This is a genomic window from Basilea psittacipulmonis DSM 24701 (assembly GCF_000743945.1).
Classification (GTDB): domain Bacteria; phylum Pseudomonadota; class Gammaproteobacteria; order Burkholderiales; family Burkholderiaceae_B; genus Basilea; species Basilea psittacipulmonis.
In genome coordinates this window covers 577,980-601,934 of record NZ_CP009238.1, presented here as the reverse complement: position 1 = coordinate 601,934, position 23,955 = coordinate 577,980, and the positions used below count along the sequence as shown (strand labels likewise).

Below are 23,955 nucleotides of genomic sequence, written 5' to 3'. Positions count from 1 at the left end.
CCCTCACTAAATCTTTGTCAACGATTCGCCCTAGTTGTTACAACAATTAACAAGATGTGGGTGTTCTCATACCATTTCTTAAACGCTTATTCATGGCCGTATTTTTTGAACAAAAAAAATAGCAAACAAACATCAAGGTCTGCTTGCTATTTTGTCGTTAATCAAATTAAGGGAATTGAACGATGAAGCTTATTTACTGTAAACAGGTAAACGTTTTGTTAGTTCTAATACCTTATTTTTCACCGCTTCAATCGTTGCAGGATCATGAGGGTTCTCAATCACATCCGCCACAAGATTCGCGGTTAATTCAGCCTCAGCTTCTTTAAACCCACGTGTGGTAATCGCACTCGTTCCTAAACGAATACCGCTGGTAACAAACGGACTAGCGGGGTCGTTTGGAATAGCGTTTTTGTTAATCGTAATATTAGCCTGACCTAATACCGCTTCAGCATCTTTACCTGTGATGTTTTTGTTTCTTAAATCAATTAACATCATATGCGATTCAGTGCGACCAGAAATCACTCTAAAGCCACGTTTAATCAATGTTTCACACATCACCTGTGCATTCTTGATCACTTGGGCAGCATATTCTTTAAACTCAGGTGATAACGCTTCTTTGAATGCTACCGCTTTGGCCGCGATCACATGTTCTAAAGGACCACCTTGCAAGCCAGGGAATACCGCTGAATTGATGATTTTTTCATATTCGGCTTTCATCATAATGACCCCACCACGAGGACCACGCAAAGATTTATGAGTCGTTGAAGTCACAAAATCCGCATGAGGAACTGGGTTAGGGTATTGGCCACCTGCTACCAAGCCTGCATAGTGAGCAATATCAACCATTAACAAAGCACCGTTTTCATGTGCAATGCGTGCCAAACGTTCAAAATCAATACGCAAAGAATAAGACGAAGCACCTGCCACAATTAGTTTTGGATGGTGTTCTTTGGTCAAACGCTCAACCTGTTCATAATCTAATTCTTCTTTCTCATTTAAACCGTAAGAAATAAAGTTATATAACTTTCCTGAAGAACTTACTTTAGCACCATGTGTCAAATGACCACCATGTCCCAAATCAAGTCCCAAAGCCGTATCGCCCGGTTTCAATACCGCTAAATATACTGCTTGGTTTGCTTGAGAACCTGAGTTAGGCTGTACGTTTGCTGCTTCTGCACCGAAAATTTTCTTCAAACGATCGATGGCTAACTGTTCCACCACATCAATATGCTCACAGCCACCATAATAGCGTTTTCCAGGGTATCCTTCCGCATATTTGTTCGTCAAAATCGTTCCTTGTGCTTGCATCACACGAGGACTGGTGTAGTTTTCCGAAGCAATCAATTCCAAATGTTCTTCTTGTCGCTTACGTTCATTCTCAATAGCCTGAAATAAATCAGGATCAAAATCCGCCAAACTTGTATTGTCAAACATACCTACTCCTTTAAAGTTAAGCTAATCGGGCATTTAATGTATAGGTGCCTACTAAGGTAGCCTGGCCTAATACATATGGTTTTATGGCTGATAAAAGCTGTGGCCCAGTCACCGCTTTTTCAGTTAAATTCAAAGTCTCTACACTTAACGCATAAACCGTAAAATAATAACGATGTACACGTTCATCATTAAACGGCGGACAAGGACCATCGTAAGAAAAATAATTTCCCTGCATCGATTCATCACCTTTAAACCACGCCGTATAGTCATTCACGCCTAATTTGGCACCCTGCAAATCCGTTGAAGAACCTTGTTTTAAGTAGTCATCAGATTTTCCTCGATTCACGATACCATTAGATAATGCACCTTTGGGTAATTCTGTGACTTCTTTTGGTATATCCCATATCAATAAATGGTAAAAATCAGCTCGTGGAAAATCCTCTGGAATCACCTTGTCTGTTTGATTCACATCATCTGCCACGCTAGGCGCATCAGGATCATGCACCACCACAGCAAAAGACAGTGTACCCGCAGGAACGTCTGACCAACTCAAGTCTGGACTAATATTGTCGGACAACGTCATTTCTGTCTGTTCTAAACGACAAAACGCATAGACAGGATCAATTCTTTTTCCATCTTGAATCGCTTGACTACTTAATTTCATCTTGGTCTCCCCTATTACTTTAATGTGACGCGGGCAAATTTACGTTTTCCTACCTGAATAACATACGTTCCCGAATCCAACACTAGATTTTTATCAGATACTTTCTCGCTATCGACCCGCACACCACCTTGTTCTACTTGTCGAGACGCTTCTGAACCTGATGCACATAAGCCTGTTTCACGCAGTAATTTCAATACCGATAATCCTTGATCAAAAGAAAATTCTGGCATCTCATCTGGAATAGCACCATCTCTAAAACGAGCTTCAAAATTCTCTTGGGCTTGCTGTGCCGCTTGTTCACTATGAAAACGGGCAATAATTTCACGAGCTAATAAGACTTTAATGTCTCGAGGATTACGTCCAGCCTGAACGTCTTGTTTAAAGGTAGCGATTTCTTCATCGCTTCTAAATGACAACAGCTCATAATAACGCCACATCAATTCATCTGAAATCGACATGATTTTGCCAAACATATCATCTGGACTTTCATCGATCCCAATGTAGTTATTTTTAGATTTGGACATTTTCTCAACACCGTCCAATCCCACTAACAAAGGCATCGTCAAAACACACTGAGGTTCTAATCCGTATTCTTTTTGTAATTCACGACCCACCAATAAATTAAACTTCTGATCGGTACCTCCTAGCTCAAGATCGGCCTTTAACACGACAGAATCATAACCTTGAAGCAAAGGATATAAAAACTCATGAACCGAAATAGGCGTGTTGGATTTAAAACGTTTCGTAAAATCATCACGTTCTATCATACGTGCCACGGTGTAACGCGACGCTAGCTGAATTAGACCACGTGTACCCAATTCATCACACCATTCTGAGTTATAACGAATGGTCGTGCGTTTAGGATCTAGAATTTTGCTAGCCTGTTCATAATAAGTCTTTGCATTTTCTTTGACTTGTTCTGCCGTAAGCGGAGGACGTGTCACATTTCGACCGCTAGGATCGCCAATCATGGCTGTAAAATCACCAATCAAGAAGATGACTTCGTGTCCCAAATCCTGCAACTGACGCATTTTATTCAATACGACCGTGTGACCTAAGTGAATATCGGGTGCAGTGGGATCCAAGCCCAATTTAATTTTCAATGGCACACCTGTTTGCTCACTTTTTATCAGTTTTTTGATAAATTCTGATTCAACTAATAATTCATCGCAACCACGTTTAATAATGGCTAATGCTTTGTTCACTTGAGGTGTAAGTTCTATTTCTTGAGTATTTGACATTTTTTTCATCGATAAAAATAAAATATGTTCTCTATACTATCACAAAAATCCTGGATAGAAGGCTCCTAAAATATAAGGATGCAAAGCACCTGTTAATTTTCTTGTGTCAACAGGTATTTTCTCCATATGCAAATAAGCCAAATAAGCAAATCCTGCCGCTTCAATCACATGGGAAGGGATTCCTATTTCATCCGATGTTTGAATCGATAACTGCAAAGATAGTTTTTCACTGTATTGCTTAATGTATTGGACCAATAAAGGATTTTTTGCACCACCGCCACAAATCAATAAACGCCCTTTTTGTATGCCTTGATATTGAAGCGATCGCATGATGGAATAAGCGGTTAATCCATACAACGTAGCCATAACATCCACATCCGCCACTTCTTCTGAAAAGTCCACCAACGCTTGTTCTAACCAAGCTAAATTAAACTGATCGCGGCCTGTCGATTTTGGTGCAGTCAACTCAAACCAAGGTTCTCTTTGATACAAAAAGTTCAGTAATGCGTCATTTACCTGTCCTTTTGATCCCCATTGTCCCGCTTCATCATAGGGCTGAGCTAATACCTTTTGAATCCAAGCATCTAAAAGCATATTAGCAGGGCCTGTATCATAGCCATAACAGTCTTTTTGAGCCATGCCACGTGGATAAACTGAAACATTAGCGATGCCTCCCAAATTCAAGACCATTTCTGATTCTTCGTTACTTCCCGAAAAAATCATATGATGGAACAAAGGAGCAAAAGGAGCACCTTGGCCTTGTAAGGCAACATCGGCACTGCGAAAATCAGCTACCACGTTAATACCGCTGTGTTGGGCGATATAGGCTGGTGCATTTAACTGAATGGTGTAACCCAAATCGGGGCGATGTCTTACGGTTTGTCCATGCACGCCCACCGCCGTAATGGATGATGGAGTTAAGGATGATTTTTCTAACAATCGATTTATCAAAGCTACATGAAGTTTGCCCAAATGAATGCTCGCCAAAGCCGCTTTTTCTAATTCATTATCACCGCTAACATTCAAGGACAACAAAATATCACGCCATTCATCGTCAATCTTCACATATTCATGAGCCAAACACTTTAGCTTGAGATCCTGATCGTATTTTCCCGATATACTAACCAGCACCCCATCAATACCGTCAGTACTCGTACCACTCATCATCCCCATGTAGTAAGCCTGCTTATTCATGACTCATCTTCCTTTGAGATATATTTGCCCAACCTTTGGCCTCATGACATCATTATATTGATAGCGATATTTTAGTAAAACCCTTGTATTTTTTAGTAAAACCCTTGTATTTACGAGTTCACCGCGTCAGGTTTGTAAACACGTTTTCTGTAAAACCTTTGTGTTGACTAGCTTACACTATCCGATTCACAACCGCGTTTTCTGTGGAACCTTTGTGTTGACTAGCTTACACTATCCGATTCACAACCGCGTTTTCTGTAGAACCTTTGTGTTGACTAGCTTACACTATCCGATTCACAACCACGTTTTCTGTGGAACCTTTGTGTTGACTAACTTACACTATGCGACTCACAACCACGTTTTCTGTGGAACCTTTGTGTTAACTAGCTTACACTATCCGATTCATAACCACGTTTTCTGTGGAACCTTTGTGTTGACAGATTTACACCGTCAGGTTTATAAACACGTTTTCTGTAGCACTATAGTGTATTTCTGAGATTTTGACAAGAAAAAAGCAGTGCCGATGCACTGCCTTTATCAATACCGTTATTCAATTAAACACTAAAAGAACTTCCGCATCCGCATGTCGTGCTTGCATTAGGGTTACGAATAACAAACTGAGAACCCTCAATGTCCTCTTTATAATCGATTTCAGCACCGACTAAATATTGAAAACTCATTGGGTCAACTAATAACTCAACACCATTTTTTTCAATCTTTGTATCGTCTTCGTTCACAGTTTCATCAAATGTAAAACCGTATTGGAAACCCGAACATCCGCCACCTTGCACGAATACACGTAAACGTAAATCAGGATTACCCTCATCGATCAACAAGTCGCGAACTTTCTCGGCTGCTGCCTCTGTAAACACAATACTGGGAGGAACTTCTTGTAAATTTGATTCTTGTACTACTGACATTTTTTACTCCTAAACTTAGGAAAAAGGGGAATAAACGCCCAATATTTTAACACAAAATCACTTCAATCATATTTCTATAATTACGTGAACAAACCAACGCATTTCAGCTAATACACCTCATCAATGACCAACTCAGCGATTAATCCGTAAATCGCCTATTTTCATCGTGTGGCTATAGCATCTTCACTACATGGTTGCGATGATTCACCACGTATCGCGGTTGCCTATCTAGACGCTTTCATGAAACCAACGCATTTCAGCTAATACACCTAACTACGTACAAACTCAGCGATTAATCCGTAAATCGCCTATTTTCATCGTATGACGGTGGCCATCTTCACTACATGATGATTAAATGAATAAACTCACCGATTCAATTAACAAAAAAATCAAGGCAAAATAGCCATTTGACCCAGTCCAGTGTCTTCTTTTAATCCAAACATAACGTTCATATTCTGAACCGCTTGCCCTGCTGCACCTTTGAGCAAATTATCTTGTACCACTAAAAGAATTAGCTGTTGCGGGTCATGAGGTGCAATATACATACCAATACGCAACATATTTGACGCTCGCACCCATCTTGTTTCAGGCAAAGCTCCCAAAGGTAATACATCGATAAATGTCTCATGTTGATAACGTTGTTGATACATTTGATGCACTTCTTCCAATGTATGTCCCGCTTTCAACCGCACATACAGTGTTGAAAACATCCCTCTAATCATAGGGACTAAATGAGGAATAAAGGTTAACCCAACCGATTCTCCTGCAATTTCGTTTAACTGCTCAACAATTTCTGGATGATGGCGGTGTCCTGATACGGCATAAGCTTTGAAATTATCTGATGCTTCGGCTAACAATGTACCTACTGAGGCTTTTCTACCTGCCCCTGAAACACCTGACTTACAATCCGCGATAATTCCCTGCGTTTCTATCCATGATTGCTCCAACAAAGGCATCAATCCTAGTATCACCGTAGTAGGATAACACCCCGGATTTCCAATCACTTTTTTCTGTTTAATACGTTCTCGATTTTTCTCCACCAAACCATAAACCGATTCATTTTTTAAAATATCGGGACAAACATGATCCTGCTGATACCATTTTTTAAAAGCATCCGTATCTTGAAGTCTAAAATCAGCTGCCAAATCAATTATCTTTACACCTGCTTTTAATAATGAAGCGGCTTGTGACATAGCCACACCATGAGGGGTTGCAAAAAACACCACATCGCAGTCTTCTAAATTCGCATGTTCAGGCGTGGTAAATTTCAAATCAAGATTTTTCCTCAAATTGGGGAACATATCAGACACTAACATGCCCTCTTCACTTCGCGATGTCACCGCCTTAATCTCTGCCTCAGGATGTTGAGATAATATTCTTAATAGCTCAACACCTGTATAACCTGTTGCACCCACCACACCTACTTTAATCATTCTAAACTCCAGCACTTAACAACAAACAATCTTGACATTATAAACTTATCCCTTTCATCGTGCATCCATCAAAGAAAACAAAAACTTCACTTCTCCCAACACCGATAAAACCTCAATCCGCATACCCCCTTTTTTACCCATCACCCCCTCTATAAATTTTATTCATCACACTCCTAGCAATTTACTTCTTTTGAACTTATCATCTATCCGTGTTTCCTCATTCGGCAAGCAGGTATTGTTCTTACTCAACACTCGCCTAAACCTTAATCCGCATACCCCCTTTTTTACCCATCACCCCCCTCTATAAATTTTACCCATCACACTCCTAGCAACTTATTTTTTTTGAACTTATCATCTATCCGTTTTTTTTACACAAGTAGTTATTTTGTTTATTGTGCTTCTGCAAAAAAAGAATAACGATATATAATATGCCATCATTAAAAATGATTTTCATTCTGAGAAACGATTGGAGTAGTAGATGCTAGTCATTTTCTTTATTTTATTGCGTGAAGGTATGGAAGCCGCGTTAATCGTTGGAATTGTTGCTACCTTCTTAAAACAAAGTCATTTAGAACGTTATTTGCCCAAAATGTGGTTAGGCGTAATTTCTGCAGGTGTTTTATGTGCGGTTGCAGGTTTTCTTATTCATTACATTATCGGTGAATTTCCTCAAAAACAACAAGGCATCATATCGGGATGTATTGCTTTATTTGCGGTTGCCATGCTCACTTATATGATTCTTTGGATGAAAAAAGCCGCTCGTCATATGAAAAAAAATCTAGAGAATTCGGTCAATGCGGCTATTCATGGACATGACGAAACCCACGCAAGCTGGGCTTTATGTGGTATGGCATTTTTGGCTGTTGTACGCGAAGGCACAGAAACAGTCTTTTTCATCTTAGCTGCTGCACAAAACATTCGTTCTTGGGAAGTCATATCAGGCGGTGTGCTAGGTTTAATGGTAGCGGCCATTGTAGGTTGGCTAATTTATGAAGGTGGCGTGCGTATTAATTTGGCAAAATTTTTCCGTTGGACTGGCGTATTCCTTATTATTGTGGCGGCGGGATTGTTAGCTGTTGCTTTCCGTAATTTTCACAATGCAGGTTGGTGGAATATCGGACAAACTCAAATTGCCGACTGGTCTGGATTTATGCGAGAATCCAGCACAATTGGAACGATTATGCACGGATTTTTTGGATATACCGAACATCCTACTTTTAGCGATTTCTTTTTCTGGATTGCCTATTTAATTCCAGTGCTGTACTTATTTTTAAGAAACACTTCCACTTCCAAAACCGCTTAAAAACTAGTAAAAAAACACCCCGTCATATCATCGATGGGGTGTTCTCATATCAATCATTCTAATTCAACACTTCACACATTTAACGATAAACCAAGCTGTCTTAATCAGCACGGTGTCAATCATCATCTCCCAAAACCGCTTAAACACTAGTAAAAAAACACCCCGTCTGCTCACTAGATGGGGTGTTGTGTATGATTTATTGTTGATAAAACCATGAAAACTGTCGCATGAAAATATCCACGTTTTCTGGTCCATCAATTTTTTGCAAAGGAAACGATTCTGGTTTGCAAGCATACTGCGGATAAAATGTCGTCAAAGACTGCCACAACACTTCTACATCGATGTGTTCCACTAAATGCTCGTAACAAGTTAAGCTTAAATCGCCTTTACGCATATCTTGTTTACTATACCGACTAGGTACAAAGTAACGAATGATATAAGGCAAGACTTCTGGTTGACGTTCAATCCATCTTTTTAATTTAGAACTCGTTTCTTCACGACCAAAGTACTTAATAAAAATATTCACCAACTCTTCTATTTCTTGTTTATTGATGATGGTCTCTAAAAGTAGCATTGACAATCGTTGTCCCAAATACTTCCCTAATGTCTCAATATCTTCTTCAGAGAAACCTGGATGGCCTGGCGTATCATTTTTCAACGGTAACCAATAAAATAAGTTAATGATAAATCCTGCACTATTAGAACGCATATAAACATCTTTGATAACGGCCATCCGCTCAAATTCAGGAATATTCTTAATAAGGTCACCAATTAACATAGCCACTTGTGTGCGTAGGCTAAACATACTTTCCGAGATATTGTCATCCGTAAATATCTGCCCTTTTTGACTTAACGCCACAATCAATGCCAGTGACTCTTTTTGCCCCATTTCATTAGCACGGTTACGCAATTTTCGTATCACCACTGGCAAATGCTCACGTTTAATAAATGTGCCAAAAGGATTGTTCTCTGGCGTGCTCGTAATATCCCAACGTGAGAAGAAATGAATTAATTCGCGAACTTCGCCAGACGAAATATCATCATCCAAAATCGTGTAATTAAAATAACGTGAAAAATAGAAACGAGAACAAACGCGTTTTTCTTCTTCCCATCTTAGTAAATCACGGTCTTTGATACGATAATCATAACTGAGTGTTTTGACCACAGGGAACAATCTTTCCAACAAATAAGTCAAGCCTGAACGACTCATCTGGGGGTTCTCTTCAAAAATCAAATCCACCAGCTTTTTCAACTCTTCTTTATCAAACACATTTTCACTATCTCTAAACAAACTCATTGTTTCAGTAGGTTTAGAAATCAGCGTATTTTTGTTTTGTCTTAAAATTTTGTATATCTTGGGTGAGAAAACTCGCAGCCCCTCTACTAGCATCAAATCAACAGGATTGACCTCTCCCTTTAAAATGGGCAACGAGAACAACAACACATTTCCATATACTTTTGCATCTCGAGGAGAAATCTGCATGCCACTGAACGCATTGATAAACAAACGTGTGAATTGGCTGGTTTGTTCATTTGTCAAAGTCATATTGGAAATAGCCAATGCATCTTCAATCTCTTTAAAATAAAATCTCCAAAGAAAACTTTGGTCGATCAAAGGCAATTCCAATGGCACTTGCACGGTTTTCTCAATAAACGCTTCTGCCGATTTTTCAGAATGTGAACCGTATAATTCTTGTAGTAATTGGATAACCACACTTTTATCGTATGCAAGCAAGAACGTTGTGTAATCTACTTCTGAAGATAAATTCACCAATCTAAAAATGAGTTGGAGAACTTTAGGAGAGCAGCGGTCCACGTTATCGATCAAAAATAAAATTCTCTTATTCGATTTTTTCAAACGTGCCACTAACTCGTGACTCACACCCGACTGCATAATGCGTCCAATATATTCGGACACAAATACCCCCGAGCTTTTTATCCCCATCTGAGGCAATAAATCGCTCACACTGGAATAAATCAAATCGTATATAGATTTATCATATTTCGGTAAGTTTTTATCAATGTGTTGGGCTGATTTTTCAAAAAAAGTTCTCATTAACTCTTCTTCAGTGCCATACACCCAAGCATTAAAGTGAACACGAATAACATGATCGTTTTTTTCGCAAATTAGCTTATCGATGTAATTGAGAATCGTGGTTTTACCGTTTCCCCAACCCCCATTTAAAGCAACGACTACCCCTTTGGAATCAGATCGTTCTGAAATCACGTTCGCAATTCTAACTGCATATTTCCAATGTGAGGAATTATCATCTAAACCTTTTGGATTCAGAAGTTCTTCATGTCCTAGTCCCAACATATTACCCCATTTGTGTATGTATAAACAGAATCAAATACGTTTTATTATTCTTATATGATTGATTTAATTATATACGTTTTTTCTATTTTCTCCATCAAAAGGATTTAAGCAAACTGTATTTTTTAAAGTAAATACCTACTCATCCACCCCTTACACGCTCGTCTTTCATCTCACATCCACTCACACCCACCTTCTCAAAACTCGCTTAAAACCTTGTCTTTGGGCGACCTCGTATATTTTCTTAAACAATTATCACACTCATCCACCCCCTTACATACTCATCTTTCATCTCACATCCAATCTCACACACCTTCCCAAAACCCGCTTAAAACCTTGTCTTTTGGCGACCTCATATATTTCTTAAACAACTTCACACTCATCCATCCCCTTACTCGCTCATCTTTCATCTCTCACCACCTTCTCAAAACCCGCTTAAAACCTTGTCTTTGGGCGACCTCGTATATTTTCTCTTACATAAAAAAATCAGCTCCGATAAAGAAGCTGATTGGGTAAAAAAACGAAGCGTTTATAAATGATTTAACGAATATAATTTTTAAACGGTAAAAACGGGGCTTGCAAGGTTGCCGATACTTGATGTTTAAGTTTGTCCCATATCGTCATCGGTTCTTCTTTTTCTAATTGAACAATCTTATGAGTTTTCAAATGTGCCATGATGTAATCATCACTGGTTCCCAACTTATCCACCAAACCTTTTTCTAAGGCCACTTGTCCATACCAGGTTTCACCTGTAGCAATGCTCTCAACATCTAATTGAGGACGCATTTGTTGAATATGTTGTTTAAACAACTCATGAGTTTCTGTCAATTCTTTTTGGAACTGAGCACGTCCCTCATCGGTATTTTTACCCATTACGGTTAATGTGCGTTTGAATTTACCCGCTGTATGCATTTCATAATGAACATGATTCTTTTCCAACAATTCATTAATATTCGGAATCCCAGCATACACGCCCACTGATCCGATAATCGCAAAAGGGGCTGCAATTAATTGGTCCGCCACGCATGCCATCATATAACCACCACTGGCCGCTACCATATCCACCACAACCGTTAATTTAATACCATGTTCTTTAAATCGCATCAGCTGTGAGGAAGCAAAACCATATGAATGAACATAACCACCAGGGCTGTTTAACCGCAGTAATACCTCATCTTCAGGCTTGGCAATTTGAATCAAAGCTGAAATTTGATCCCTAACATCCTCCATGGAGCTAGCCTGAACATCACCATCAAAATCTAAAACATACAAATATGGCTTTTTAAGCGGTTCTTCTTTTTCAGATTTTTTCTTTGCTTTCTCTTCTTTTTTCTTAGTTTTTTCCAGTTGTTTTAATTCCTTTTTGTCTAATAAGGTATCAAACTGGTTAACCATATCCTCATAGTATTCATTCAAAGAACGCAACTGAAATATGCTAGGTGTTTTTTGTTGACGTTTTTGTTTTTTCAAAGAGGCAATCATGATCAACACCAAGAAAATGGCTAAAAAAACGACCACTACTTTACAAACAAACAATAATAAACTTACGAAAAATGACATCATCTTCCTTTTAAATAAAATAAGCAGATTATCCCGCTACCCACACGATTTTAGACTTAAACGGCGTGAAATGAGTAGCGGTATGAATTCAAATTTAACGAATGGCCCCAATAGAGCTTGAGCGTAACCCAAACGCATATTTGTTTTGGGAAGCCACAATCAGTCCTTTAAAGACGCTTGATTGCTTAGCACACACCGTTACTTGATACAAAGGTAAGAACCTATTTTTTTCAGAATATACGGCGATTTGTTTTTCTTTTAATAATTGATCTAAAGGAACGGCAGGAACACATTCGCTATTACCTATTTTTGAATAGACATCAATAACAGGACGACGTGTTTTAACAGCCGTTTCATCAGGTGTTTTGAAAGAAACCACCTCAACATACATATCTATAGGTGCTTGAGCATTGCCATATAATAGATAGGCCGCAATCGGTTTAATCGTTTGGACATCTTTTTCTAAAGTGGCTTGGCTGGCACTTTGTTCAGAGCCGTAAAACGCGGTTCTTTCTTTGATCAAATTTAATACAGAGTAAGAGACGCGATCCAACTTTCCTTCTGTGGAACGTAATAGAACTAAATCCAATACAAAACCAATTAACAAACACAGTATAAAAATAATCAGCACAAATTCTATACTGACAGAAGCTCTTTGGGTACGCCAAAATTTTTTTATCGTGTTCATTAATTTGCCCCTCTACTCATCTCTTGAATATTCAATATTCGACGTTCAAACACACCATCTGTCATAAAAGATGGGGCAAAAAAGAATAAGGCCTTATAAGGATATTTAATCATATACATCGCGATAGGAAAACTAATATCGTCCACATTAGCCCCTCTTCCACTTTCCGTGTATTGCTTTAAATCCTCAATATTCTTAAAGAACCAAATATCTGCCTCAATATCGTTATTACTCACAAAATCGCATACCCCAGTAGATTGGATATTACGATTAGCATGGTCCTTAAACTTATTCTTGTAATCGTTCAAATTTACTATCTGAGATTCGTTTTTAATCTGTTTGGATGCTACGCTAACCGCCCAATCAAAACACCCACCTAAAATAGCAATTCGACAAAACTCAAGTAATACACCCAGTGTCAACAAAAAAATGATAATTGACAAAGCAAACTCAACCGTCGTTGCACCAACCGTTGATTGTCTAAACCATTTTAATAATCGAATCATCGCGTCCATCATTTTTGTTAACACCTCTCGATTCTAAAAACTACTTCGTTCTTTTCTTAGTTTTCTTAGGGCTACTAGCCTTTTTGGCAGGTGCTAACAAAGGCGTTTGCGTGGTGCGTACAGGTTTAGCTTCCTTAGGCACCGTCATGCGAAGTGCATGGACTAACTCATTAATATCATCTTCGTCACTAGCAAAGTTTTCAGCCTCAATAATGCGTTTAGCACTCTTGATTTCGCCACTTTTTACCAAAGCATACACCAAGTTATGAATCACTCTATCATCACGATTGCCATTGGAGTAATGAGGCAAAAGCAAATCTACTGCACCTTTATAATTTCCTTGCAAAATTTCAATCATGGCTAAATTATTCGCAGCCACAATATCATTTAAGAACAAACGACGAGCCGTCTTAATATCACTACTGGCTCCTGAAAAGTTTTTTTGGTAAGCGGCAGCAATCCCTTTTAGATTATAGGCTTCTGCACTATCGGGATTTTTCTGAATAAAGCTAACGGCCTCTTGGTAAGCTTCCTCATAGCGTGCTAATTTAACCAAATTTCTAATCTGCAATAGCTGAATTCTTGGGCTAACCGAGCTTGTATTCAGTAATGGTGTCAAATAAACCATCGAAGCCTTGTAATCACCTACGATATAGTACGCTTCTGATAGTTTCAAACGAATATCAGAATCTTCATGTCTTTTTAAAGCATCGCGATATAAACCAATCAAATTGCGCCAGTTATTAGTTGACTGGAATAATTTTTCTTGGTCAATAAATATCGCTTGCGAAGATGCGTTAACCTTAGGATCTAGGCCAAATTTACTTGTTGAACAAGCACCCAACAAAATAGAAAAACCTACTATCGATAGCGTTCTGAAAATAGACTTAGAATACACTTGGAAATACCCTCATCATACCTGGTGCCAAAATTAAAATGATAATCGGAAACATAATGAGCAAAATAAGTGGCACACTCATTTTCGCCGCCAACGTTCCCATTTTTTCCTCAATTTTTAACAATTGCATCTCGCGAATATCCGCTGACAACTGAATTAGCTGTTCATAAATAGATGAACCAAAGCTTAAACTCTGCTGCATGACCGTACAAAACATACGAATTTCACTAGTAGGTAATGATACCACCAAATCTTGTAGTGACACTTCCATGCCCGCAATTTCGGCCTTACGCAAGATTCTCATCATAATAAAAGAAAGATCAGGATTCAGTACTTTAAAGTCAAATGCTACTTGTTTTAAAGCACCCTCTAATCCCAAACCAACCTGCAAACAAACCGCGACTAAATCGACAAAATTAGGCAGGTCTTCCATGATTTTTTTCACTTTGCTCTTTAAAACCATGCCTGTCAAAATACCAGGTAACACGATAATAATGATCATAAAGACCCCAAAGGTCAACGCAAAGCCTTGTAAATCCATATCCCTGTTAAAGAGATAGTACAAACTACTCAAAAACAAAACGGTCAGATATTTAATTTTCATATTTTTATCAAGTAATGACAAAAATCGCAAGAAGTTACTATTGCTGACCATCAATAACTCAACTTCTAACTGCTGTTTAGATTTGTTTTGTTTAATCTCGGCATCTTTTTTCTCAGATGGATGCAAGCCATCAACTATCTGAGCAAGATAGTCAATTTTCTTTTTGGATAAAATGGCCACCACCAGTATCACGATACCGACAATGACTAAGGCAAAAACGACAAAAAATGTCATAATAGGAGACATGAACCACATATTAAGTTGCCTTTTTCATTAACCACCAAATAATACCCATCCCCAAACTGACGCTACCAAATACGTAATAAAGGATAATTCGTCCGCTGGGGTTATACATCACAAACTCGAAGTTTTCAGGCATCGTCACTTGCATAAACAAGAAAAATCCAATCGGGAAACAGGCGACAATCATCGCAGACATCCTTGCTTCTGCTGTCATCGCACGTTTTTTCTGTTCATTTTTCTTAGAATTGGCAACAGCCCTACCTAAACGTGAAATAACTTCACGAATTTGACCGCCACGAGATAAATTCAAACGAATAATCATGATAAAGAAATAATATTCTTTATAAGGATAGCGTGTGTAACTGTCTTCAAACACTGAAATGGGGTCTTCACCAATAGATAAGCGACGATAAATACTTTTAAATTCTTGTCCAACAGGGCCATCAATATCTTTACCACAACGTTCCAACGCCTGTAAAAGCCCCACCCCAGCACTGGATGCTGAATTCAAGACCTGCAAGATTTCAGGGAAACTTTGTTCAAATATTTTTTTGTTGCGACGCTTTCCTAATTTCCAAACCACAATAACAAATGCCAGTAAGAACAATAACACAAATGTGATATTGGTCAAATGAACATAAAAGTAATTCAGAATGTATAGCCCCAAAAACGCAATCACTGAAATCAATACGCTTTTGGGATAATTTTTCGGATTACCATAACAGTAATAGTAAAACCACAGCCGTATCGTATTTTTAAATTTTTCTTTGGAAATCTGGATACGTTGGGCACGCAACGAGTGACTGCCTGAGTTTACCAATGCTCGTATTCTGACCCAAGTGACGGTTGTATAGGACAAGAGCAACAAACCAAAAACAAAAACGAAGTAATAAAGAAGCTCTAATATCATTCTTCCTCCACACTTCTAAAAATGCTTTTGATCTCATCGCTAAGCTTGAATACTTGGGCATTTTGCCAAACAGCTGAACGTGTAATCAAACCATGATTAATAAATTCACCAACGATCTTACCTTTTTCATCTCGATATTTACTGGCTTGGAAAGTAAAAATATCTTGTAAGATCACGTTACCTGACTCCATCCCCATCACTTCAGTAATATTGGTGACTTTACGTGAGCCATCGTTTAAACGAGATGCTTGAACGATAATATTTACCGCCGAAGAAATATTACGACGAATCGCTTCCATCGGTAAGTTAGCATTAGCCATCATGACCATCGACTCTAAACGACTGATGGCATCACGAGGACTATTGGCGTGCAAAGTGGACATAGAACCATCGTGTCCTGTGTTCATTGCCTGTAGCATTTGGAAGGCTTCTGGACCACGACACTCACCGATAATAATCCTTTCAGGACGCATCCGTAACGCATTAATCACCAATGCCTGCATCGAAACTTCGCCTGTTCCTTCTACCCCAGCATTACGGGTTTCCAAACGGACAACGTGAGGCTGATCCAAACGTAATTCTGCCGTATCCTCTAAAGTAATGACCCGTTCGGTTGGTGAAATATAAGAAGATAAAGCGTTTAACAAAGTTGTTTTACCTGAACCCGTTCCACCTGAAACAATAATATTCACTCGGCATCGCGATGCAATAATCAAAAAGTTGGCCATTTCAAGCGTCATTGAGCCAAAATTCACCAATTCTTCTAATGTCTTCTTATTCTTACTAAATTTACGGATAGAAATCGACGTACCATCAATCGCAATAGGTGGAATCACGACATTCAAACGACTACCGTCTGGCAAACGTGAGTCACACAAAGGCATGGCATTATCAATGCGACGACCCACACTACTGACCATTCTTTTAGCAATATCGGTTAATTGTTCATTACTTACAAAATTTTTATCTGTTTTTTGGAGTAAGCCAGCACGCTCAACCCACACATCATCTGGACCATTGACAAGAATATCATTGACCGTATCGTCTTCCATTAACTCACGTAGTGGTCCATAACCGCCAATCTCATCAGCCGTATCATTCGCTAATTGGTTAGCATCCACGCTCGTTAAATGCTGGTTACTTCTTCCTGCAATTCGATAGACTTCTTGCAGTAATTCATTAATCATCCGTTCTCTATCGCTACTTAGATCATCAAGACGATCAATATCTAAATTACTTAGCAATTCATTTCTAAAGAATATGCGTTGCTCTTTGGTCAACATAACTTATCCCATTTTGTATTACTTCTTCAACAAATAGGCCACAATATTGTCTAAGAAATTTTTCTTGGTGCTATTGTTCTTGGTGCGACGAGAAACCATACCCAATACATTCAACACCAAATCATCCATTGCTTTTTCACCCTGTCTGCCTAATTTGACATCCAAGACTTTGTTCTTACTAGAACCACGAATATATGGAATGACTGCATCAACATTAGTGCGAATCAAATGTTCCACATCCGCTTTTGCCATAAATTTTGGCTTATCAGGGGTATTATCAGAAACACACACAAATGTACGTATCGGTTTACCCGTTGACGTGCTTAAACGCTGAGCTTCTTCTAAAAACTGTCGTGCGACACGTAAAGATGGCACTCTTCTATCCACCACTAACACAAAATTCTGGGCATGAGACAAGATAGACGCATACTCTTCTTTCTCAAGATTATGGATAGGCTGGTCATACACCACAAAGTTATAAATAGAAATCGTTTTTTCAGATAGTTTTTGGGGATCGCCTTTGTAAAGATGTAGATTGGCATCATAATCCACCACATCTCGACCTAATTTTTTATCAAAACAAATATCTAAGTCTTGCGAACCATTGGCACCCTGAGCCAACAAAACAGGCACTTTCTTATCATTACTTACAAAATCAGCAATGCGTGAAGCAATCATCGTGGCACCCAAACCACCCTTACATCCCAATACACAAATACCGACTGTTTGGCGACTACGTGGAATATCAATACCTGCAACGATGCGTTGAACCAGTAACTGAAGCTGTGTGGCCGAATGAAAGTACAGAATGTTTTCTTGGAGGAAAGACTGAGCCAAGCTGATGGAATCGCTTTCCCCTAACAAACAACACCAGACTTTCTGTGGAACAAGGCCTTGAAGTATCTGAAAAATTTCATTGACATCATTTACTTGACCAATATCGACAATCACCCCCAAGACTTCATCGGCTTGCAGTGATAAACTGCGAATGGTATCCAAGCCCTCATTTTTGATTTCTAAATTTTCGAAACCATGTGTACGCAACAATCCTGCTACTTGCGAACTAAGTTCCGTCTGTGGCGAAATAATGACAATCTTGCGTACACTTTCCAGTGTCTTTTTATCTAAATTTTCCCTGTCAAGTAAAAGCATATTCATCCTTTTTTTAAACAGCCTTTCGACCTAAAAATTTCTCTCTAATTTAGATTAACCTAACCCATCTGTCCAGATAACACTGGCGGTGTATTACTGAATAAAACCACCTTTTTGTATGAACTTGGTTGCTCTACTGCGCCACACACTATTTTTAATCGGTGTCGTATTAAAAAACACCTCATAAATAGAACGATCGTCATACTCAGGATAGTACTGTTCTGGAGACACGGTAGGTCTAACTAAATTCACCGTTGCCACAATAATCAATTCGCGATCTTCAGTATGTGTTGAAGCACTTCTAAAGAAAGCACCAATAATCGGCAAATCACCTAATAATGGGAATTTCTTTAAACTTTCTGAATCTTTCTTAGAGTAAAGTCCACCGATCACAAAACTCTCACCATCTTTCAACTCAATGGTTGAACGAGAACGATTGGTTACCAAACGAGCGATAGAGTCGCCACTCGAATTCAAAGATGGCTCCACCTGAATTTCACTAACATCTTGGTACATCATTAGACGAATCTTATCGTGACTATCAATCTTTGCACCAATTTTCAATTTAATCCCGTATTCTTTATATTCAGTGGTATTGGCGACACCTGAGGTACTAGAAGCGGTGGTATAAGGATATTCACCCCCGATTAAAATCTCTGCCGTTTCACCTGATAATACGGAAATATTAGGTTCTGACAAAATGCGACCTTTGGTATCATCATTTAAGGCATTAAAGAAAGCACTGATATGTTTAGAATTAAAGAGACCTAAGCCATAGGAGCCTGGGGTAATACTACCTGAAAAATTCGTACCAGAACCTGACATATTCGCACCAAAGCCAATACCGCGATTCAAGCTACCATCTCTAGCAAACCAGTCAATACCCAACTGATCCTTAAACTTTTTACTGACATCAACAATCGTCATCTTCACATTAATCTGTGAGGGTTCATCAACAATGGCGTTATTAATCAAACCTTTGTAACGATATTCATCTAAAAATCTTCCTGAACCGCTATTAGGCAAATCAGTTTCAAAGCCTTTTTGAATAACTTCCGACTCTAAACCCAATGCTTCACCCACAATATGTTCGACCTGTTTACTTTCAGCCCAAGTCTTTGCTTTACCCTCGATAATGTAAGCTTGGCCAATTTTACGAACGACTAGGCTGGTATTAGGGAATCTTGCTCGAATTTGACGATTCGTATCACTTAAATACCCCAACGCATTACCCACCACAATAAACTGGTCATCTGTAATCACTTCTCCGTCTGCACCGATGGTGGTCACCTGAGAGGTACCCTCAGCCTTCGCATAAACGACTAATTTACGATCACCCACCACTTCATAGTCGGCAATCGTAGAATTCGATACAAACACAGTATCAATATCTTTATTTGTGTTAACAACATGACTGCCACCCATCTCCAAACGATAAGCAGCGGCTTGAACAACACTTGCTACCGTGGCCAACGTAACGACACTAAATACTTTCAAAAAACGATTGCTTAAAAACATCTTAACCTCCGCGTAACGCACGCACCGCTCTGCCACGATTGACTGCTGGAATTTGTTCATCAAATGGTAATAATACTTTCGATCCTGGCGTTACATACAAATCACGAATTTGTTTCGGTGTCATACGCAAACGCACAGTCGCTACACAAGCAGGTTGTTCTTTTGTTTCTTCATTTTCTGCTTGGGTATAGTTTATTCTCAATACATCGATACCGCCTAACACCTTATGGAAAAAAGGCTGGCTATCAGGATTCATGCCTGCGGTGACGTAAACATCAACCTTTGAGCCATTATCCAACGTATCCAACACAAAACTTTCCTGTGGAGGCACACAAAACTGATAAGCAACTTCTTTTGTCTTATCAATTGTTTTTCTTAAAAAATTAGGATCATCGGGTGATATCAAAGCATCTACAGGCACAACCGTACCGCCATCGATATTTGTCGTCACTAAAAACCCTTGGATACTACCATTCGGTGCCTGAGACAATACCGCACTAATATCATCCTGAATTTCAGGACTGTCTTTATCTACATCAGCTTCTTCGATTCTAAAATCATCTGGCTGGATAATATCGCCTTGGAACAAATTGTAGTTCGCTATCACTCGTTTAATAGGAACGGTTTCGCGACTCTCAGAGGAGCTTGTTACTTTTTCTTCAACGACAGGCTTTGAGTCTTGGGAGACTGTTTCAGACGAAGAATCATCGCCAAAGCTCGGCATCAGCAAAAGACCTGCAACAGCCACTGCCAAAATCACAAATGAAATGACAAACAAGGTTCTATAATTCATCTTATTTCCTAATATTTTATCGTTATTCCTTTATACCTATAGTTTAACTTGAGGCACCAAATTCATCAAGCTAAGCAGTGTGTATCCCAACGAAATGGCTACACCATAAGGCACGCCACGCGTCTTAAACGCATGACGAAAAAAGATCAAACCAATAATAATTTCCACCAATCCAAAAACCGTAATATAAAGAAACAGTTCAATCACTTGGTCAGCAGGCACCGCGAGCATTAACACACTTAACAACTTTACATCGCCAGCACCTATCACCCTCAACATAAACAACAAAAAACCGACCACTAAGGTAACGATGGCCGGAATAAAATAAATCTCATTAAACAATAAATAAGCAAATGCTAACTGTAAAGGCAATAAGACCAGAACGGCTTCATTCTTAATCGTGCGGGATCGACAATCCGTCACTGACACATAAACTAACACAGCGAATATTACTATCGCCAAATAACTTGCTGGAGATGCCATCATACTGGTTTACCAAAAACTATCTTATCGTTACGATTTTCCACTTTCTTGAATTGCACTGGAGATATGCGACGAAAGCATTTCAAATTTATCTGCCACTTGGTGAATAAAACTATCACTACCGTAAAACACAAACACCACTAAAACAGTCACCACCATCGCGATCAAGCCATACTCAATCGTTGTAACCGCTTTCTTAGACTTCAAGAACAAGGGTAACTGCAGGTCAAGTGAAAAAAAACACTGCGATAAAATAATGTCCACTGCCCTAATCATACTACTCCCCTTTATTTTATTCTTTAATCATTTATTTACACAATATCCATCGGACATAAAAATCACTTTTGTAACATTTGTGAAAAACTTAAAACGAAACATGAAACACTGTAAGCAAGCTGTTCACCGTTAATTTATTCTTTTTATCTTTCTTCACAGAAAAACATTTCTAATGGTAATTTAACATTTAAAAACAAGCAGTTTCATGCTTTTTTCAAATCACCCTACTCAAAGTGTGGTATTTTTCTAACAAAAGAAAGATTTTGATATTCCTTGTAACACTTTAACAAAAAAAGGGGGGCATGCACCCCCTCTCTACACCTTCGTTAAACCACAAAGATTAGCTACCTTTAACAGCAGTGCTAGCGTTATTAATATTATTAGTCAAATCACCAAATTTGCTTTGTAATTTAACGATAAAGCCATCTTTGTTGTAGAATACAGCAACGATAAGTACTGCAACCGCTACTGCGATTAGACCGTATTCGATCGCTGTTACACCTTCTGTGTTTTTACGGAAAGAACGAAGACCTTCAGTTAATGCAATATAAGCTTTTGTTAACATAATTAAACTCCAATATAAACAAATTAAACGATGCGAATCATGTCCCTCAACATTTTTCGCTAACAACAATGACAGTATAACGAGTAATTTTTCAGAATGCTATGCTTATTTTTACGAATGAAACATTTATGAAATATTTTGTAAAGATAGTAGGGTTTTTGTTACATATTTGTTACATTTTTACGACATTTATTTAATATTAATCACAGTCAAATATTAAATTTATTTAATTATTTCATGTAGATATAAACTTTTTACCGCTATAGAACAAGATTTTTTAAAAATGTAACATTTTTGTTATATATTTTTGTCCAACTTTATAATTCATGCCTATTACGCTATCGAACATGCAACATAGCCTCGCTTTTTAGTCCTTTATCTGATTTATATCACTGACTCACTACTTAACAATGCACAAACATATCCCAATAAACAAGCTAAAGTGAATAGTTTTACAGACATTTCATCGTGAATTTATCACATACAAACATGATTTTTTACCTCCTCCCACCAAAAACCAGCTCATGCTAAAACAGCCATATCACTGAGGAGACTGTTTTTTTGACGTATTCGTTAGCACGCTCGTTCTCGTCTCACCAAAAACCACCTCATGCTAAAACAACCATATCACTGAGGAGGCTGTTTTTTGGCATATTCTTCGTCCAGTGTTTTTAAAAAACGTAATTTTTCGGCGATTTTAATTTCTAATCCTCGTGCCACTGGCTGATACCATTTTGGTTCAGGCAAATCATCAGGAAAATACTGCTCTCCCGCGGCATAGGCATTGGGCTCATCATGTGCATAACGATAAGTTCGTCCATAGCCTAAATCTTTCATTAATGTGGTCGGTGCGTTACGTAAATGCAAAGGAACTGCACGAGACGCATCTTTCTTAACAAAGGCACGAGCCTGATTATAAGCCATATAAGCCGCATTACTCTTGGGTGCTACGGACAAATAAATCACCGCTTCAGCCAAAGCTAACTCACCCTCAGGACTGCCTAAACGCTCGTACGTACTGGCTGCATCATTGGCAATTTGTACGGCCTTAGGGTCCGCCAAGCCAATATCTTCCCAAGCCATTCTAATAATCCGACGTGATAAATACTTGGGGTCGGCTCCCGCATCCAGCATTCGACACAGCCAATACAAGGCCGCATCAGGGTGAGAACCTCGAACCGATTTGTGCAAAGCGGATATTTGATCATAAAACTGATCGCCCCCTTTATCAAACCGTCTTAATGTCGTACCTGCTATTTGATAAACAAAATCAGCACCTACCGTCGATAAATGTTCCGTCCGAGCCGCCATATCAAGCTGTTCTAATAAATTCAACAGCCGTCTTGCATCACCATCAGCCAAACCGATTAACGCATTCACCGCCTCTTCATCTAACTGCAAACTCACCAAGGACTTTTCTTTTGCTCGGTGAATCAATGCCTTTAAATCATCATCTGACAAAGCCTGTAACACATACACTTGCGATCGAGACAGCAGGGCAGAATTTACTTCAAAAGACGGATTTTCCGTTGTTGCACCAATAAAAGTTACCAAGCCACTTTCCACAAAAGGCAATAAAGCATCTTGTTGCGATTTATTAAAGCGGTGAATCTCGTCAATAAATAAAATAGTTTTTTGGCCTTTTTCCAAATATTCTGATGCCTGTTGCATGGCTTGACGAATATCTTTTACCCCTGAGAATACCGCTGACAAAGCGATAAATTCTCCCTCAAAGGCCTTTGCTGTCAATCGAGCCAAAGTTGTTTTACCCACTCCTGGTGGCCCCCAAAAAATCATCGAATGGGGTTTATGGGCTTCAAAAGCCAATCTCAATGGCATACCCTCGCCTAATAGATGTTTTTGGCCAATTACTTCATCTAAAGATTGAGGTCTTAACAACTCTGCCAAAGGTTGGGAAATCGGCTCAAGCGTTTTATGTGACTTCATTTTATTGCTTGATTGGGCTGCACCTC

The 23,955-nt window shown here is 38.8% G+C and carries 22 protein-coding genes; 1 reads left to right on the top strand and 21 read right to left on the bottom strand.

Features of this window, described 5'->3' with window-relative positions:
* Positions 1-189: 189 nt before the first annotated feature.
* The 6 genes from glyA to argC all read right to left on the bottom strand — a co-directional run bounded on the left by glyA (position 190) and on the right by argC (position 6,886).
* Positions 190-1,434 carry a serine hydroxymethyltransferase gene (gene glyA / locus IX83_RS02615; RefSeq protein ID WP_038498891.1) on the bottom strand — a complete coding sequence of 415 codons (1,245 nt, stop codon included), beginning with the start codon at positions 1,432-1,434 and terminating at the stop codon, positions 190-192.
* A gap of 16 nt (positions 1,435-1,450) precedes the next feature.
* Positions 1,451-2,098 carry a YbhB/YbcL family Raf kinase inhibitor-like protein gene (locus tag IX83_RS02610; RefSeq protein ID WP_038498888.1) on the bottom strand — a complete coding sequence of 216 codons (648 nt, stop codon included), beginning with the start codon at positions 2,096-2,098 and terminating at the stop codon, positions 1,451-1,453.
* Positions 2,099-2,112: 14 nt separating this feature from the next.
* The gene (gene tyrS / locus IX83_RS02605) at positions 2,113-3,339 is read right to left on the bottom strand and encodes a tyrosine--tRNA ligase (RefSeq protein ID WP_038501430.1); all 1,227 of its coding nucleotides are present in this window, start codon (positions 3,337-3,339) and stop codon (positions 2,113-2,115) included.
* A gap of 39 nt (positions 3,340-3,378) precedes the next feature.
* Positions 3,379-4,533, bottom strand: coding sequence for an anhydro-N-acetylmuramic acid kinase (locus IX83_RS02600; protein ID WP_038498885.1), 1,155 nt, complete (start codon positions 4,531-4,533; stop codon positions 3,379-3,381).
* A gap of 554 nt (positions 4,534-5,087) precedes the next feature.
* Positions 5,088-5,453, bottom strand: a complete 366-nt coding sequence (erpA, locus tag IX83_RS02595) for an iron-sulfur cluster insertion protein ErpA (protein ID WP_038498882.1) — start codon at positions 5,451-5,453, stop codon at positions 5,088-5,090.
* Between the two features lie 389 nt (positions 5,454-5,842).
* The gene (argC, locus tag IX83_RS02590; RefSeq protein ID WP_038498879.1) at positions 5,843-6,886 is read right to left on the bottom strand and encodes an N-acetyl-gamma-glutamyl-phosphate reductase; all 1,044 of its coding nucleotides are present in this window, start codon (positions 6,884-6,886) and stop codon (positions 5,843-5,845) included.
* 478 nt (positions 6,887-7,364) lie between these two features.
* Between argC and efeU the strand changes: the two genes are divergently transcribed.
* Positions 7,365-8,189: an iron uptake transporter permease EfeU gene (gene efeU / locus IX83_RS02585; RefSeq protein ID WP_038498876.1), complete on the top strand. Its 825-nt coding sequence runs from the start codon at positions 7,365-7,367 to the stop codon at positions 8,187-8,189.
* 196 nt (positions 8,190-8,385) lie between these two features.
* On the opposite strand, the gene IX83_RS02580 is transcribed toward efeU, so the two are convergent.
* The 15 genes from IX83_RS02580 to IX83_RS02510 form a co-directional block, all read right to left on the bottom strand.
* Complete coding sequence (locus IX83_RS02580; RefSeq protein ID WP_038498873.1) at positions 8,386-10,506, bottom strand: KAP family P-loop NTPase fold protein; 2,121 nt, start codon at positions 10,504-10,506, stop codon at positions 8,386-8,388.
* Between the two features lie 537 nt (positions 10,507-11,043).
* Positions 11,044-12,066 (bottom strand): protease SohB, encoded by a 1,023-nt coding sequence (sohB, locus tag IX83_RS02575; protein WP_051919116.1) that lies wholly within the window; start codon positions 12,064-12,066, stop codon positions 11,044-11,046.
* A gap of 91 nt (positions 12,067-12,157) precedes the next feature.
* Complete coding sequence (gene tadF / locus IX83_RS02570) at positions 12,158-12,751, bottom strand: tight adherence pilus pseudopilin TadF (RefSeq protein WP_038498867.1); 594 nt, start codon at positions 12,749-12,751, stop codon at positions 12,158-12,160.
* The gene (locus IX83_RS02565; RefSeq protein ID WP_038498864.1) at positions 12,751-13,257 is read right to left on the bottom strand and encodes a TadE/TadG family type IV pilus assembly protein; all 507 of its coding nucleotides are present in this window, start codon (positions 13,255-13,257) and stop codon (positions 12,751-12,753) included. Before IX83_RS02565 ends, tadF begins: the two co-directional genes overlap by 1 nt.
* Before the next feature lie 40 nt (positions 13,258-13,297).
* Positions 13,298-14,155, bottom strand: coding sequence for a tetratricopeptide repeat protein (locus IX83_RS02560; RefSeq protein WP_051919114.1), 858 nt, complete (start codon positions 14,153-14,155; stop codon positions 13,298-13,300).
* Positions 14,145-15,005 carry a type II secretion system F family protein gene (locus IX83_RS02555; RefSeq protein ID WP_201770252.1) on the bottom strand — a complete coding sequence of 287 codons (861 nt, stop codon included), beginning with the start codon at positions 15,003-15,005 and terminating at the stop codon, positions 14,145-14,147. The genes IX83_RS02560 and IX83_RS02555 overlap by 11 nt, the downstream gene beginning before the upstream one ends.
* Positions 15,006-15,015: 10 nt before the next feature.
* On the bottom strand, positions 15,016-15,912 hold the full coding sequence (locus IX83_RS02550; protein ID WP_038498861.1) for a type II secretion system F family protein: 897 nt from the start codon (positions 15,910-15,912) through the stop codon (positions 15,016-15,018).
* Positions 15,909-17,195: a CpaF family protein gene (locus tag IX83_RS02545; RefSeq protein ID WP_038498858.1), complete on the bottom strand. Its 1,287-nt coding sequence runs from the start codon at positions 17,193-17,195 to the stop codon at positions 15,909-15,911. Before IX83_RS02545 ends, IX83_RS02550 begins: the two co-directional genes overlap by 4 nt.
* 18 nt (positions 17,196-17,213) lie before the next feature.
* Positions 17,214-18,347, bottom strand: a complete 1,134-nt coding sequence (locus IX83_RS02540; protein ID WP_038498855.1) for a pilus assembly protein — start codon at positions 18,345-18,347, stop codon at positions 17,214-17,216.
* 93 nt (positions 18,348-18,440) lie between these two features.
* On the bottom strand, positions 18,441-19,865 hold the full coding sequence (locus IX83_RS02535; RefSeq protein ID WP_038498853.1) for a type II and III secretion system protein family protein: 1,425 nt from the start codon (positions 19,863-19,865) through the stop codon (positions 18,441-18,443).
* A 1-nt stretch (position 19,866) separates the two neighbouring features.
* Positions 19,867-20,658 carry an RcpC/CpaB family pilus assembly protein gene (locus IX83_RS02530; RefSeq protein ID WP_038498851.1) on the bottom strand — a complete coding sequence of 264 codons (792 nt, stop codon included), beginning with the start codon at positions 20,656-20,658 and terminating at the stop codon, positions 19,867-19,869.
* Between the two features lie 36 nt (positions 20,659-20,694).
* Positions 20,695-21,144 carry an A24 family peptidase gene (locus IX83_RS02525; protein ID WP_201770251.1) on the bottom strand — a complete coding sequence of 150 codons (450 nt, stop codon included), beginning with the start codon at positions 21,142-21,144 and terminating at the stop codon, positions 20,695-20,697.
* 27 nt (positions 21,145-21,171) lie between these two features.
* Positions 21,172-21,417: a Flp family type IVb pilin gene (locus tag IX83_RS02520; protein WP_038498848.1), complete on the bottom strand. Its 246-nt coding sequence runs from the start codon at positions 21,415-21,417 to the stop codon at positions 21,172-21,174.
* 340 nt (positions 21,418-21,757) lie between these two features.
* Entirely contained in the window at positions 21,758-21,982 is a 225-nt protein-coding gene (locus IX83_RS02515) for a Flp family type IVb pilin (RefSeq protein WP_038498845.1), read from the bottom strand.
* Positions 21,983-22,609: 627 nt separating this feature from the next.
* Positions 22,610-23,929: a replication-associated recombination protein A gene (locus IX83_RS02510; protein WP_038501426.1), complete on the bottom strand. Its 1,320-nt coding sequence runs from the start codon at positions 23,927-23,929 to the stop codon at positions 22,610-22,612.
* Between the last annotated feature and the right edge of the window lie 26 nt (positions 23,930-23,955).

Bases quoted from the DNA above. Each gene is read 5' to 3' on its own strand.
- IX83_RS02530 (WP_038498851.1), bottom strand. From the start codon at position 20,658: ATGAATTATAGAACCTTGTTTGTCATTTCATTTGTGATTTTGGCAGTG.
- tadF (WP_038498867.1), bottom strand. From the start codon at position 12,751: ATGAACACGATAAAAAAATTTTGGCGTACCCAAAGAGCTTCTGTCAGT.
- sohB (WP_051919116.1), bottom strand. From the start codon at position 12,066: ATGATGTCATTTTTCGTAAGTTTATTATTGTTTGTTTGTAAAGTAGTG.
- IX83_RS02535 (WP_038498853.1), bottom strand. From the start codon at position 19,865: ATGTTTTTAAGCAATCGTTTTTTGAAAGTATTTAGTGTCGTTACGTTG.
- argC (WP_038498879.1), bottom strand. From the start codon at position 6,886: ATGATTAAAGTAGGTGTGGTGGGTGCAACAGGTTATACAGGTGTTGAG.
- erpA (WP_038498882.1), bottom strand. From the start codon at position 5,453: ATGTCAGTAGTACAAGAATCAAATTTACAAGAAGTTCCTCCCAGTATT.
- tyrS (WP_038501430.1), bottom strand. From the start codon at position 3,339: ATGTCAAATACTCAAGAAATAGAACTTACACCTCAAGTGAACAAAGCA.
- glyA (WP_038498891.1), bottom strand. From the start codon at position 1,434: ATGTTTGACAATACAAGTTTGGCGGATTTTGATCCTGATTTATTTCAG.
- IX83_RS02610 (WP_038498888.1), bottom strand. From the start codon at position 2,098: ATGAAATTAAGTAGTCAAGCGATTCAAGATGGAAAAAGAATTGATCCT.
- IX83_RS02540 (WP_038498855.1), bottom strand. From the start codon at position 18,347: ATGCTTTTACTTGACAGGGAAAATTTAGATAAAAAGACACTGGAAAGT.
- IX83_RS02515 (WP_038498845.1), bottom strand. From the start codon at position 21,982: ATGTTAACAAAAGCTTATATTGCATTAACTGAAGGTCTTCGTTCTTTC.
- IX83_RS02545 (WP_038498858.1), bottom strand. From the start codon at position 17,195: ATGTTGACCAAAGAGCAACGCATATTCTTTAGAAATGAATTGCTAAGT.
- IX83_RS02600 (WP_038498885.1), bottom strand. From the start codon at position 4,533: ATGAATAAGCAGGCTTACTACATGGGGATGATGAGTGGTACGAGTACT.
- IX83_RS02555 (WP_201770252.1), bottom strand. From the start codon at position 15,005: ATGTCTCCTATTATGACATTTTTTGTCGTTTTTGCCTTAGTCATTGTC.
- IX83_RS02565 (WP_038498864.1), bottom strand. From the start codon at position 13,257: ATGATTCGATTATTAAAATGGTTTAGACAATCAACGGTTGGTGCAACG.
- IX83_RS02580 (WP_038498873.1), bottom strand. From the start codon at position 10,506: ATGTTGGGACTAGGACATGAAGAACTTCTGAATCCAAAAGGTTTAGAT.
- IX83_RS02520 (WP_038498848.1), bottom strand. From the start codon at position 21,417: ATGATTAGGGCAGTGGACATTATTTTATCGCAGTGTTTTTTTTCACTT.
- efeU (WP_038498876.1), top strand. From the start codon at position 7,365: ATGCTAGTCATTTTCTTTATTTTATTGCGTGAAGGTATGGAAGCCGCG.
- IX83_RS02550 (WP_038498861.1), bottom strand. From the start codon at position 15,912: ATGATATTAGAGCTTCTTTATTACTTCGTTTTTGTTTTTGGTTTGTTG.
- IX83_RS02510 (WP_038501426.1), bottom strand. From the start codon at position 23,929: ATGAAGTCACATAAAACGCTTGAGCCGATTTCCCAACCTTTGGCAGAG.
- IX83_RS02525 (WP_201770251.1), bottom strand. From the start codon at position 21,144: ATGATGGCATCTCCAGCAAGTTATTTGGCGATAGTAATATTCGCTGTG.